Origin of the sequence: Vibrio sp. 10N.247.311.12 (genome assembly GCF_041467515.1) — a bacterium.
GTDB classification, from domain to species: domain Bacteria; phylum Pseudomonadota; class Gammaproteobacteria; order Enterobacterales; family Vibrionaceae; genus Vibrio; species Vibrio crassostreae_C.
In genome coordinates this window covers 83,709-96,170 of the sequence record NZ_JBFSUV010000003.1, presented here as the reverse complement: position 1 = coordinate 96,170, position 12,462 = coordinate 83,709, and the positions used below count along the sequence as shown (strand labels likewise).

General features: G+C 43.8%; 17 protein-coding genes. 11 read left to right on the top strand and 6 right to left on the bottom strand.

Features of this window, described 5'->3' with window-relative positions; all coding sequences use genetic code 11:
* The first annotated feature begins 65 nt into the window (after nt 1–65).
* A complete protein-coding gene (locus AB6E30_RS02815; protein WP_004734354.1) occupies nt 66–449 on the top strand; it encodes a DUF3461 family protein in 384 nt (127 codons plus the stop codon).
* Between the two features lie 153 nt (nt 450–602).
* On the opposite strand, the gene truC is transcribed toward AB6E30_RS02815, so the two are convergent.
* Entirely contained in the window at nt 603–1,352 is a 750-nt protein-coding gene (gene truC / locus AB6E30_RS02810) for a tRNA pseudouridine(65) synthase TruC (protein ID WP_017060745.1), read from the bottom strand.
* Nucleotides 1,352–1,666: a YqcC family protein gene (locus AB6E30_RS02805; RefSeq protein ID WP_017063358.1), complete on the bottom strand. Its 315-nt coding sequence runs from the start codon at nt 1,664–1,666 to the stop codon at nt 1,352–1,354. The genes truC and AB6E30_RS02805 overlap by 1 nt, the downstream gene beginning before the upstream one ends.
* An 87-nt stretch (nt 1,667–1,753) precedes the next feature.
* Here AB6E30_RS02805 and AB6E30_RS02800 point away from each other — a divergent pair, with 87 nt between their 5' ends.
* Both AB6E30_RS02800 and AB6E30_RS02795 read left to right on the top strand, forming a co-directional pair.
* Nucleotides 1,754–2,794: a DUF3549 family protein gene (locus AB6E30_RS02800; RefSeq protein ID WP_017060747.1), complete on the top strand. Its 1,041-nt coding sequence runs from the start codon at nt 1,754–1,756 to the stop codon at nt 2,792–2,794.
* A gap of 84 nt (nt 2,795–2,878) precedes the next feature.
* Nucleotides 2,879–3,187: a DUF3301 domain-containing protein gene (locus AB6E30_RS02795; protein WP_004734358.1), complete on the top strand. Its 309-nt coding sequence runs from the start codon at nt 2,879–2,881 to the stop codon at nt 3,185–3,187.
* On the opposite strand, the gene AB6E30_RS02790 is transcribed toward AB6E30_RS02795, so the two are convergent.
* The gene (locus tag AB6E30_RS02790) at nt 3,153–3,671 is read right to left on the bottom strand and encodes a GNAT family N-acetyltransferase (protein WP_054547594.1); all 519 of its coding nucleotides are present in this window, start codon (nt 3,669–3,671) and stop codon (nt 3,153–3,155) included. The genes AB6E30_RS02795 and AB6E30_RS02790 overlap by 35 nt on opposite strands.
* A 768-nt stretch (nt 3,672–4,439) precedes the next feature.
* Here AB6E30_RS02790 and AB6E30_RS02785 point away from each other — a divergent pair.
* The gene (locus AB6E30_RS02785) at nt 4,440–4,724 is read left to right on the top strand and encodes a hypothetical protein (RefSeq protein ID WP_004734360.1); all 285 of its coding nucleotides are present in this window, start codon (nt 4,440–4,442) and stop codon (nt 4,722–4,724) included.
* Between the two features lie 105 nt (nt 4,725–4,829).
* Nucleotides 4,830–5,273 carry a YaiI/YqxD family protein gene (locus AB6E30_RS02780; RefSeq protein WP_017063355.1) on the top strand — a complete coding sequence of 148 codons (444 nt, stop codon included), beginning with the start codon at nt 4,830–4,832 and terminating at the stop codon, nt 5,271–5,273.
* Nucleotides 5,274–5,385: 112 nt separating this feature from the next.
* Here AB6E30_RS02780 and AB6E30_RS02775 read toward each other — a convergent pair whose 3' ends face one another.
* From AB6E30_RS02775 to AB6E30_RS02765, 3 genes are all read right to left on the bottom strand, one after another.
* Nucleotides 5,386–6,972: an AbgT family transporter gene (locus tag AB6E30_RS02775; RefSeq protein ID WP_010436458.1), complete on the bottom strand. Its 1,587-nt coding sequence runs from the start codon at nt 6,970–6,972 to the stop codon at nt 5,386–5,388.
* Nucleotides 6,973–7,360: 388 nt separating this feature from the next.
* Complete coding sequence (gene ykgO, locus AB6E30_RS02770; RefSeq protein ID WP_010436457.1) at nt 7,361–7,486, bottom strand: type B 50S ribosomal protein L36; 126 nt, start codon at nt 7,484–7,486, stop codon at nt 7,361–7,363.
* On the bottom strand, nt 7,486–7,746 hold the full coding sequence (locus AB6E30_RS02765; protein ID WP_136982694.1) for a type B 50S ribosomal protein L31: 261 nt from the start codon (nt 7,744–7,746) through the stop codon (nt 7,486–7,488). The genes ykgO and AB6E30_RS02765 overlap by 1 nt, the downstream gene beginning before the upstream one ends.
* A 124-nt stretch (nt 7,747–7,870) precedes the next feature.
* Here AB6E30_RS02765 and tsaA point away from each other — a divergent pair, with 124 nt between their 5' ends.
* The 6 genes from tsaA to AB6E30_RS02735 all read left to right on the top strand — a co-directional run bounded on the left by tsaA (nt 7,871) and on the right by AB6E30_RS02735 (nt 12,383).
* Complete coding sequence (tsaA, locus tag AB6E30_RS02760; protein ID WP_372102558.1) at nt 7,871–8,566, top strand: tRNA (N6-threonylcarbamoyladenosine(37)-N6)-methyltransferase TrmO; 696 nt, start codon at nt 7,871–7,873, stop codon at nt 8,564–8,566.
* Nucleotides 8,567–8,667: 101 nt separating this feature from the next.
* Nucleotides 8,668–10,383: a proline--tRNA ligase gene (locus tag AB6E30_RS02755; protein WP_102428248.1), complete on the top strand. Its 1,716-nt coding sequence runs from the start codon at nt 8,668–8,670 to the stop codon at nt 10,381–10,383.
* Nucleotides 10,384–10,573: 190 nt separating this feature from the next.
* A complete protein-coding gene (locus tag AB6E30_RS02750; protein WP_372102556.1) occupies nt 10,574–11,263 on the top strand; it encodes a tellurite resistance TerB family protein in 690 nt (229 codons plus the stop codon).
* 164 nt (nt 11,264–11,427) lie between these two features.
* Nucleotides 11,428–11,631, top strand: a complete 204-nt coding sequence (locus tag AB6E30_RS02745) for a YaeP family protein (RefSeq protein ID WP_008222923.1) — start codon at nt 11,428–11,430, stop codon at nt 11,629–11,631.
* A 1-nt stretch (nt 11,632) separates the two neighbouring features.
* On the top strand, nt 11,633–11,824 hold the full coding sequence (locus AB6E30_RS02740) for a DUF4250 domain-containing protein (RefSeq protein WP_004738555.1): 192 nt from the start codon (nt 11,633–11,635) through the stop codon (nt 11,822–11,824).
* 232 nt (nt 11,825–12,056) lie between these two features.
* Nucleotides 12,057–12,383: a hypothetical protein gene (locus AB6E30_RS02735; RefSeq protein ID WP_017072003.1), complete on the top strand. Its 327-nt coding sequence runs from the start codon at nt 12,057–12,059 to the stop codon at nt 12,381–12,383.
* The last annotated feature ends 79 nt before the right edge of the window (nt 12,384–12,462 follow it).

Here is a 12,462-nt window from a genome sequence, read left to right as displayed (position 1 = left end):
TTAGGCTGCTACATTGATCAAGTCAATTACATAAAAGTATTACATTCATAACCTAGAGGTCGCTTATGTATCCAAACCTCACTGGCTTAGGTATCCACGAACCTAAACAGATTGAACGTTACTCCCTTCGCCAAGAAGCGCACAAAGATATCCTGAAGATTTACTTTCGTAAGCAGAAAGGGGAACTGTTCGCGAAAAGCGTTAAATTTAAGTACCCACGACAAGTAAAAAGTGTGCTTGTTAGCGGTGGCAATAATCAATACAAAGAAGTGACAGAGATTAACCGCAACCTCACTCTTGTGATTGATGAACTCAACAAAATCACCAAACCGACGCCAACGGCTGAGGTGGATGTGAAGCAGAAGATCCTTACCGACTTACGCCATCTAGAGAAAGTGGTATCAAGCAAGATCGCTGAGATCGAAGCTGATCTAGAAAAGCTAAAATGATCCCGCGACTAACTATTACTGTTAACTAACCAACATTAGTTATGCCGTTAAGGTTATACAGATACAAAAAGGGCTGATATCACTATCAGCCCTTTGTTTTTTATTCTATTTTCTCTATTCACTTAGACTGGAGATTGCCTAAACACGCGAGACTTACTTAGACAAGCAAGTTTGAGCATCGATTAAGTTAGTATCCCACTCAAAGGTTTCAAACAACCTTAGCCAAGTTTCATCAAGGTTGGCCTTCATCACCAACTCTTCTTTTGTGAAAGGATGGATAAAGCGAAGCTCAGAAGCGTGCAACAACAAACGATGCGAATCTAAATCATCACGGAACAGTCGATTGTGCTTACCATCACCATGTGAAGTATCACCGACAATCGGATGTCTTAGATGAGCCATGTGACGACGCAGCTGATGTTTGCGACCTGTCTTTGGCATCATCTCAACCAAGCAGTAGCGGCTCGTAGGAAAGCGTCCTGTTGAATATGGCACTTCTACTTTTGCTAGCGGTTCATAGACTGTCACTGCCTCTTGCGCTTCTTTGTCTTCTTTCGCGAACTTATCTGCGATCTTATCCAGCTCAACCTTAAGTGCATAATCGAGCGTATCGCCCTCTTCTATCCAACCACGGACAATCGCATGATAGGTTTTTTGCATCTCATGATTAGCGAACATTGGCATCACCTGTGAAGCAACCTCACTCGACAACGCAAACACCAACACACCCGATGTCGGTCTGTCTAAGCGGTGTAATGGAAATACATGCTGACCAATTTGATCGCGCAATGTCTGCATAACAAATTGCGTTTCGTGTTTATCCAACCATGAACGATGCACTAGCATGCCAGCGGGCTTATTCACCGCGACAAAGTACTCATCTTGATAAATGATCTCTAACATTACGCACATACCTCATCAATGCTCTGAATTGTCACTAGCAGTTCGACTTTGTCTGCCTCATTTTTCCACACTTCACCAAAATAAGGATGGATAGCAAAGCCTTTCGGTAGGCTCATTTGGGCATCCATCATTGCGTTGATCTTAACGATAAAGATCCACTGCAACCACTCTTCCGGTTGTAACGAATCAATCCCGAAAGGTTCAACGCTCGCCAGAGCTTCATCCGAAGGCGGAAGCGTGCTCCATAGCGAACATTGGCGCATTTGTTCTTCTAATTGTTGAAGTAAAAGAGGTAACTTTGTGGCTGCTGTCATTTTTCACCAAGTTATTTATCTAGTGACCTTGAAATTGGGGCATAGAGTACCATCTATTTAGGAAAGAAAGTTAGGAGCTTTATTACTATGGAAACGATTCACACGCTCACTCAGTTACTAAAGAATAGCGGTTGCCAGTACGATATCTACGACCTAGGTCGCCGTATTCAGAAGATCGACAACACCTTATTCTCTGATGTTGAGCAAGGGAAACAGCCGTACCCATTTCCACTTCAGAAACAAGCTCACTTAGCGATTAGTTACTGGAACGAACACAAGCAACCTTGGATCTGGTTCCTAAAATTCAAACTGGACGAAAGAGGCCTATTACATCAAGGTGATGTCGGCAATTTCCTTAAGTTTGTTATCGAAGCGATGGGCACACGTTTGAACGGTGAGATCAGCGAAGAGCAACAACAAAAGCTGTCAAACAACCCATATACCTTCAAGCCTTCAGAAGACAAAATGGCCGTGTTCCATAGCCAAGTAAGAGCAGGTTTAGACCTTGCAACGAGCCAATACTACGAACACGCTCAACACTACTTCACAGGCGATCTAGGCTGGGACAACTGGAAAACCGTTGGCCTACAAGGCATCACTGATATGTGTGCTCGTTTAGGCAGCCAACAAAATGGTGTCGCGATTCGCAAAGCATTGAATAAGCTGCCTTCAGAACCTCTATACGCGACTCTCGGGGCGCTTGAGCATACGCAAATCAATGACAAGCTCGCTCAACGCTTACAAGAAATGGCAGAGAATGAGATTAACAGTCAAGAGCCAGATCTGTTCTTACTGTCAGCACTGGTACGTGCCCTTTCTGGCGCAGAGCAAAGCACAACCAACGCCGTAATTAACCAAGTTCTGGCTAGCCCGCGCTTAAGCCACCAAGAAGTATTGATTGGTTTGGCTGGTCGCAGCTGGCACGCACTGCAAGATCCTGCGATTGCTGAGCAGTTCTTGCTGCGTCTCGCACAAACGGGCAACCAAAACTTGTTCAATCAGTTATTTGCAGATTTAGTGATGATTCCGACACTGAGAATGGTATTTTTACCATTATTGAACTCGAACCCATCACCAGAACTCGCCAATGCACTTGTAGAATTACAACAAGCGGCTAAGTCGCAATAGATACCAGACAGAACAGCTCAGTAGCTCATAACAAAAAGCTCAAATCACGAACGGAATAGAGAGATAAAAGGAAGTATGGATTAAATGATAGATAACTTATTGGCTATTTTGATGCTGTGCTTCTTTTGCTTTTTCTTTTGGCAGCAGCGCAGGCAATCAGAGCTTGCGAAAACTGCCATTGCGAGAAAATGTAAAGAGCTCGACTTGCAGCTACTAAGCGTTGCCTTCAGTGGTCATAAATTTAAGATGCGCCATGAGCTAACCACCATTTGGCGCTGGCACACTGTGTACCAATTTGAGTTTTCAGCATTGGGTGATGATCTGTACCAAGGAAAACTGACTATGGTCGGCTTCCGCTCTATGCGGTTTGAGCTACAGCCTCATAGAATGTAACGTCGCAAAACTCGGTATAACGATATTCATGATAAGGGCCAAACTGATCTTGTTTGGTCTCTTTAAATGCAAAGCCTAACTTTTCGAGTAACTTAATCGATGGGTTATGACCGACATTAACGGTCGCAACCACATTCGTTAGGTGCTCTTCAAAACACACCAAACTGAAGAAAGGTTTTAGCACTTCGCTAGCAAGACCTTGATTCCAAAATTCTTTATCCAAAATAAAGCCAAGCTCATGCTGACCCTCTTCTGATGAAACAAAGACATGTCCAAGATATTCACGGGTTTGGTTATGGATAATCGCGCGGCAGAAGCCGGCGTTGTCTTGCAGTATCTCTTGAAATAAGAGCTTCGCAGAGGCAATAGAGTGCGGCCCATTCATTTCAGCACGATTAATGGGGCAGCAATTCAACTTGATAAAGTCGTGTTGTAGCTGTTCGGTATAAGGTACCAACAGCGTTCTTGAGGTTGCTATCGTCATAAAACACTCCTTGTGTTGACTATTAGCAGAAAAGCAGATGTCGCGCTCTTAGATAAAAGCTCCTGAATTAAAGAGAGCCCCTAGGTAGAGAAAAGCCTCAGATAAAGAAAAGCCCCGACACCGAAGTGTCAGGGCTAGGGTCTTACTCGCAGCAGTCCGGCTACTAATAAATGCTCCATGCATCATCCATAATAGTGGCTGTAATCCTTCAGCTCTTTCCTTTACTTCGCCGTCCTAGCGGTGTCCAATCATCCTGAAAGCTAACAATCCTAGTTAGCGCACATCACTTGTTCCGTGAGCGGTGTCCTTTACATCGTCCTGATGCTAATCCAACCCTTTAAATCCTAAAGGTGTCCATTGTCATTCCGTTGCAGCTAACTTCCTGTTAACTGGCTGTATCCCTACAATGTCCTTACGCTCCATGCTTGACTACTCAATCCTAAGTAACCAAATCTTCATCCTGAAGATAACCAAATCCTTGGTGCTTTCCTGTTCCGTGTCAGAATCCTTCCGACAAGGTTTAATTTACGCGATTTAGGATTTTGGACAATAGATTTGCATCACACTTTCAATTCAATAAAGTTGTTAATTATATAAAACAATTAAAATTCAACAACTTAACCATGTGCACTTAAATCTCTCTAGTGATGTATTCGTGTTATCTCACAGCCTTTGTAAGAGATCTCTCACAAGCTATGGACGGTTTTATGATTCGCTATCATTCACCGGAGCGAGTAAAATGACCAAAGACTAAAAATGGAGGTCAACATGCTGACAAAAGATGTGTCTGAAGAGTTGAAATCAGTGCTTGAAGGACTGCAAGCACAAGGGAAAGAGCCGACAGTTGCTTTAGTTAAAGCTCGTATGAGCACATCCGTTCCGATGCCAGCTTTAATCATGACTATCAAAAGCTGGAAAAGCGCCAATCGCGTCCCTAAAGTGGAAGTCGCGACACAAGAAGAGCCGGCACTTGATCGTGTTAGCCAACTGGAAAAGCAAATCCTTGAACTTACCGCTCGCGTTGCCACGCTTGAAGCCAAATTAACTGAGTAATAAGTTAACTGAACAATAAGTTAACTGAACAATAAGTTAACTGGCCAATAAGGCAACTGAGCAATAAGTTGACCGATAAATAAGCTAACAGAGAAATAGAACACTATGAAGATATGGGTTGATGCGGACGCTTGTCCAAAGGTTATCCGAGAAACAATCGTACGCGCAGCTGAGCGCACAGGGGTTGAATGTACCTTTGTGGCAAACCATCTGGTTCCCGTTCCTAAACGCAATAACATTCACTCAATTCAAGTGCCAAGCGGGTTTGATATTGCTGATGATGAAATCGTAAAGCGCACTGAACCCGGCGATCTTGTGATTACATCCGATATCCCTCTGGCTGACGAAGTGATCACTAAAGGTGGGCAAGCACTCAGCTCTCGTGGTGAGCTTTACACCAAAGAGACCATTAAAGCGCGTCTGAACATTCGTGACTTTATGGATACCATGCGCTCAAGTGGCATCCAAACGGGTGGACCAAGTGCCCTTTCTCAAACCGACCGTCGTGAGTTTGCCAACCACTTAGATAGAATTCTAGCCAAACGCTAGCTGGCTCATCCGAGCTTAACCTAGTTCTATCTCTCCATAAAAAATCAAAAAACCTGCAAACAATGCAGGTTTTTTTAATATCAATTAGAAGAAGGTTTCCCCTACTCTACAACTAAGGCGTGTAGTACGTTGCAGCGCCTGGACCTACTGGTAGACCGAATACGAATACCCATAGGTAGAACAAGATGCTCCAACCAAACATGAATACCATTGAGTAAGGCAACATTGTCGCGATCAGTGTACCGATACCTAGGTTCTTCATGTAGCGAGTTGCTACGGCAAGGATAAGACCGAAGTAGCTCATCATTGGTGTAATGATGTTGGTTGTTGAATCACCGATACGGTAAGCCGCTTGAATCGTTTCAGGTGCGTAGCCTACTAGCATTAGCATTGGAACGAAGATTGGCGCTGTTACTGCCCACTGTGCAGAAGCTGAACCGATCATCAGGTTAATGAAACCACACATTAGGATGAATGCGAAGAACAACATTGGACCCGTTAGGCCGATATCCTGAAGGAATGTTGCGCCGCCTACAGCAACCACTTGACCAAAGTTCGTCCACTTAAAGAAAGCAACAAACTGTGCAGCAAAGAATACAAGAACGATGTACATGCCCATTGAAGACATCGACGTTGCCATTGCATTAATCACATCACGGTCATTCTTCATTGAACCGGTAATTTTGCCGTAAACAAAACCAGGAATAGCAAAGAATACAAAGATAAACGCGACGATACTTTTCAGGAATGGAGAGCCTGAAATCGTGCCCGCCTCTGAACGTAGAACACCGTCAGCAGGAACAACAGTCCAAGCTAAAAGCGCACTCACGATTAATACAGCGACACCCGCCAATCTAAGGCCTTTCTTCTCAATAGCAGTAAGCTTACCCATTGAGTCATTTGAAAGATCTTCAGACGCGTCTTCGACATTGTATTTACCCAGTTTAGGTTCAACAATCTTCTCTGTTACCAATGCGCCGGCAATCGAGATAAAGAAGGTCGAAATAAACATGAAGTACCAGTTTGATTCAGGGCCAACAGAGTAAGATGGATCAAGCATTTGTGCTGCTGTTTCTGTGATACCAGAAAGCAGTGGATCAACCGTACCGATAAGTAGATTTGCAGAATAACCACCAGATACACCAGCAAATGCTGCCGCTAGACCTGCTAATGGGTGACGACCCAATGAGTGGAAAAGCATTGCTGCAAGAGGGATAAGTACTACGTAACCCAGCTCTGAAGCCGTGTTAGAGATAATACCGGCAAATACCACGGTTACAGTAACCATGCGCTGAGATGCGCCCATTACCATGCCGCGCATTGCCGCAGATAATAGACCTGAGTGCTCAGCAATCGCAACACCTAGCATTGCAACAAGTACAGTACCAAGTGGCGCAAAGCCAACAAAGTTCGAAACTAGATTCGTTACGATGAGTTGTAAGCCTTCAGCATTAAGTAAGCTTACAACGTGGATCATACCATCAGCAGCACGACCACTAGCACCTTCAGGGCGAGGGTCCATGACAGACACTTCAAAGTAACCAGCAATACCTGAAGAAACTAGGATTGCGACACAGAAGATAGCAAAAAGAGTGATTGGGTGGGGTAAAAGGTTCCCCAAATATTCAACGCTGTCTAAAAAGCGTGTGAAAATAGGTTTTTTTGGTGCGTTGTTTTTTATTGAAGCAGATGAACTCATCTGTTCCCTCCTTGTGTAGTTATTCCTGTGCAATTGTGACAAAGATGTTCAAATTGCCAGCGAAGGGTACGCGACAAAAATATCAATTAGAAATTCAAAATGTTACAAAGTGTGTAACAAACGACGACTTTTAACTCTATTTGAACAATTAATTAGCAAATAAATCTATATTAAACACAAAAACTAGATTTATAATTTACAACAACGCATTCACTAGAAATATAACTCACAATATAACCCATTGATTCACTTGAAAATAAAACACATCGTACGTTAAATACACACTCGATATCCGGTTAAGTTCCTCTCGAAGGAAAAGAAAAACAGACAAATGAATGAAGTTTGACTTTCCCCTCGTTTTTACACACATGTCACATCATATTGACGGTTATTTTTGAACCGCTTTAAATCTTGGATTGGATTTACAGATCACATAGTGACGCCCTCTACGCTTAACTATCTGGCAATCAGGGTGACGGCTTTTCGCACTTTTAAGTGATTTAACAACTTTCATTATTTAGCTCCCTTACCTAATTGACCAAAACGACGAGTGAAGTTCGCAACGCGTCCCTCTTTATGTAGCACTCGTTGTTTGCCCGTATAGAAAGGATGCGACTTTGGCGACACCTCAATCGTGAAGTAAGGGCAAGTATTGCCGACTTCCCATTCGATAGTACGGTCTGTTTTTAGCGTTGAGCCGATTAAGAAGTACTCATCGACACTGGTGTCATGAAAAACCACGGGACGGTAATCTGGATGGATATTCGGTTTCATTGTATTCCCCTTAAATAACCAACTTGATATGTTATAACACTACAAGTGACAATTGTTATCAAAAGAAAAACAAGCGATTTTATGATATTTTTCCGTCTTAATCGTAATCAGAGAACACCCAACTATGTACACAATTGAACCTGTTGGCTTTATTGAGTCTCCTTATAAAGAGAAGTTCGCTGTGCCAAGGCAGCCCAGGTTGGTACCCACATCCACCTCAAGAGTCAGATTGGTTGATGCAGCAAACTGCCTTGAGTCTGTTCGTGATATAGAGCAATTTAGCCATGTTTGGTTACTATTTCTGTTCGACAAGAACCTTGAAGCAGGCTGGAAACCAACTGTGAGGCCACCTCGCCTTGGCGGGAATGAACGTATTGGTGTATTCGCGTCACGTGCCACATTCAGACCAAATGGAATTGGCATGTCTGCGGTTAAACTAAAAGGTGTGTCTCAAGAGAAAGGACAGACTTGGTTGGATCTCGGCAGCGTCGACTTAGTAGACGGTACACCGATCATCGACATCAAGCCTTATATCCCCTATTCAGATTCGATTCCGGATGCATTGGGAGGGTTTGCCGCCGATGAACCAGAAGTGCTCGACGTTAACTTTTTGCAGCAAGCTCAAAGTAAGCTCGCAAGCCATCCACAAGCGCGCCATATCATTCAGGTGATCAAAGAAGTATTAGGCCAAGATCCGCGACCTGCCTATAAAAAAGGCAAGCCTGACAACAAGGAATATGCGGTAAATTTGTTCAATCTTAACGTGAAATTCGTGGTTGAAACGCTTTTCATCAATGTAACTGACATTGAACGCTTTTGAGATACCAAATAGGCTGATATTATATGCGGCTATATCAGATTTGCTGTGGTTACGAACGACAGCAAGTTTTCTTTTATCAATGATGAAACGGATACCATAGAATGCGTACCAGTAACTACCTTCTTTCTACTCTGAAAGAGACTCCAAACGACGCAGAAGTTATCAGCCACCAGCTGATGCTACGTGCAGGTATGATCCGTAAGCTAGCTTCAGGTTTATATACTTGGCTACCTACTGGTCTACGTGTACTGCGTAAAGTCGAAAATATCGTTCGCCAAGAGATCGATAATGCAGGTGCCGTTGAAATCTTGATGCCCGTAGTTCAACCGTTTGAGCTTTGGGAAGAGACTGGCCGTTCTGAAAAGATGGGGCCTGAGCTACTTCGTTTCACAGACCGTCACTCTCGTCCATTTGTTCTTAGCCCAACAGCTGAAGAAGTGGTAACGAGTCTAGTACGTAACGAGATCAGCTCTTACAAACAGCTACCTCTAAATCTGTACCAAATCCAGACTAAATTCCGTGATGAGCGCCGCCCTCGTTTTGGCGTAATGCGTGCACGTGAATTCTCTATGATGGATGCGTACAGCTTTGATATCGACAAAGAAGGCTTAGAAAAGTCTTACCAAGCGATGCACGATGCTTACTGTAAAGCATTCGACCGTATGGGCCTTGAATACCGTCCAGTATTGGCAGACTCTGGCGCAATCGGCGGCAGCGGCTCTCAAGAGTTCCACGTTCTTGCTGAAAGCGGCGAAGACCTAATCGCATTCTCAACTGAGTCAGATTACGCAGCAAACATCGAAAAAGCAGAAGCACTTGCTCCTACTGAAGATGCAGCAGCACCAACTCAAGAGATGGAACTGGTTGATACACCAAATGCGAAAACTATCGCAGAATTGGTAGAGCAACACGGTCTAGCAATCGAGAAGACTGTTAAGACTCTATTCGTTAAAGCTTCTGATGAAGTAGACGCTGATATCATCGCGCTAATCATCCGTGGTGACCACGAACTGAACGAAGTGAAAGCAGAGAACCTTCCACAGGTTGCTTCTCCGCTAGAGATGGCTTCTGAAGAAGAAATCCGCGCACTTGTTGGTGCAGGTCCTGGTTCACTTGGACCTGTTGGCCTAGAGCTACCATTCATCGTTGACCGCTCTGTTGCTGTAATGAGCGACTTTGGCGCTGGTGCAAACGTAGATGGTAAGCACTACTTCGGCATCAACTGGGGTCGTGACGTTGAGCTTGCTCAAGTTGAAGACCTACGTAACGTAGTTGAAGGTGACCTTAGCCCATGTGGTAAAGGTACTATCCAGCTTAAGCGTGGTATCGAAGTGGGTCACATCTTCCAACTGGGTAATACTTACTCTAAAGCAATGAACTGTAACGTGCTTGGTCCTGATGGTAAGAGCGTAATCCTAGAGATGGGTTGTTACGGTATCGGTGTTTCACGTGTTGTTGCATCTGCTATCGAGCAAAACCACGATAAATTCGGTATCACTTGGCCAGACGCACTAGCGCCGTTCCAAGTTGCTATCGTACCAATGAACATGCACAAATCTGAGCGCGTTAAAGAAGCAGCTGAGAAGCTATACGCTGAATTAACAGCTATGGGTATCGAAGTTTTATTCGATGACCGTAAAGAGCGCCCTGGTGTTATGTTTAAAGATATCGAGCTTGTGGGTATCCCTCACACTATCGTTATCGGCGATCGCAGCATGGACGAAGGTAACTTCGAATACAAAAACCGTCGTACTGGTGATAAAGAAGCTATCGCAATGGACACGGTTATCGAGCACCTTAAGGCTCAACTAGCTTAGTAATCCGATTACTGACTAGATAAACATTGAAAGGCTGCCGTTAGGTGGCCTTTTTTGTGCCTGTCATTTCGCTTCAAACTCCCTTCTATTTATCAGTAGAGTAAATAACGTAAGTTAATCCCCTGTTCATCTTTAAATCCGTATATTGGTGTCATCAACTTTTTGGACATGCTCACCATTGGAGGTATCGATGGATATCAAAAGCTTACTGAACCAAGCACTTAAATCAGATCTCGTAAAACAAGGTACTCAGAAACTTTCACAAGGGTCTTCAAGTTTAAGTGGCCTTTCTCAAGGCAGCAATAGCAAGAGTAGCAGTAAAAGTACACTCGGAGCCTTCGGTGCAGGCGCAGTTGGCGGAGGACTGTTAGGTGCGTTAATGGGCTCTAAGAAGACTAAGAAAATGGGTAAGAAAGCGGCTGGGATTGGCGGCGCAGCAGCACTGGGCGCTTTGGCTTATAAAGTCTACAACGACTACCAGTCCAAACAAGGCCAGACACCTAACGTCGAACAGGCTCAGTTTGATGAAAATGATGCAAACCACAGCGTGCTGATTCTACGATCGATGATTGCCGCGTCTAAAGCTGATGGCCATGTTGATGAAGAAGAGATGGCTAAGATAGAGGAAGCCGTCGAGAATATGGGCGCTGATTATCAACTGACTAAATTGGTCTCTGAAGAACTGCATAAGCCACTCGACCCAAGCGAAATCGCTCAACTGGCAACGTCACCTCAACAGGCGAGTGAGATCTACTTAGCCTCTTTGATTGTGGCCGACGAACAGAATTTCATGGAAAAGGCGTACCTGAAAGAGCTCGCGAAACAGCTCAATCTTGCTGATGAAGTCACCTATCAACTTGAACAACAAGTCTCTGGCTAATCGGCAAGTACCAAACGAAGCCGTAAAGAACGGCCTAAGCAGCGAGCTAACCAAGTGAGATATTGAGCAAGGACAAACTAACTCTGAACTTAATCAGATCCACTTTGTTTTTGCTTATCTCTATGTGTATATTGAGATCAGTTATCATTTGGTTAGGTATAAAAATGAAAGTATACGATTGTTGTGATTTGGTTCGTGAACTGTATTCTCAAATTGGCAGTGGCGACCAAGGCTATATCCCTAAAGCGATCACCTGCGCAGTAAAAACATTGAATGACCTTGCTGCCGATGAGTCTCTTCCTAAAGAAGCTCGTGAACGTGCAGCCTTTGCCGCTGCTAACTTACTGATTTCAGATTTCGAGGACTAATATGAACCTCGCTAACTTTGAAAAAATGGATCCAGTGATGTTGATGAGCATCGTCAACATGAAGCTTCGTGACGACTTCGGCGGTGATTTAGATCGAGTGGTCAACTTCTACGAAATCGACAAAGCAGCCTTAATCGCTAAGCTCGCGTCTGCTGGTTTTGAGTATCTTCCAGAAGCTAAACAGTTTCGATAGTCGTTTAAAAAATCTTCCTATTTAAAGACCAACCTCTGTGTTGGTCTTTTTTTGTTGGTGATACGTAATAAGGAAACACGCAGCAAACCCATTATAAATTATCTGTATGCACCTATACTTTTATATCTTAGAGTCAACGAACTCGCCTTGAACCAAAGCGTATTGTTGTATAGGCTACCTAAACTAGCATATAAAACTCATCACTCAACTTGATGATAGTGAAGGATTAACAATGAAAAGACTCGGACTTTTAGCCGTTATCGCAGCCGCACTCACCGCAGGTTGCGCTTCAAATACTCAGCAAGACAACTTTCGCGAAGCCTCTTTTGAGCTGTGTAATACTGAAGTCGATATTTACTCTGTAAGCCATGATGAACGAGTTCGTATCGTCTGTTCTGATGGCTCTAAATTCGCTTTGAACAGCGAAGACACATTAGAAGTGATGCGTGATATCAACATCGACTACTGTGATGGCGAAGGCCTAGGTAAGTTCAGTGAAAGCCGCCACTACTACTCATTCAAGTGTAAATCTGGCACCCTGCTTAGCATCAAAAAGTAGAATCGACACTACCAAATACCAAAGGGTTAATGTGAAAGCATTAACCCTTTTTAATACCCGCTTTTCTTTACTCTTAATC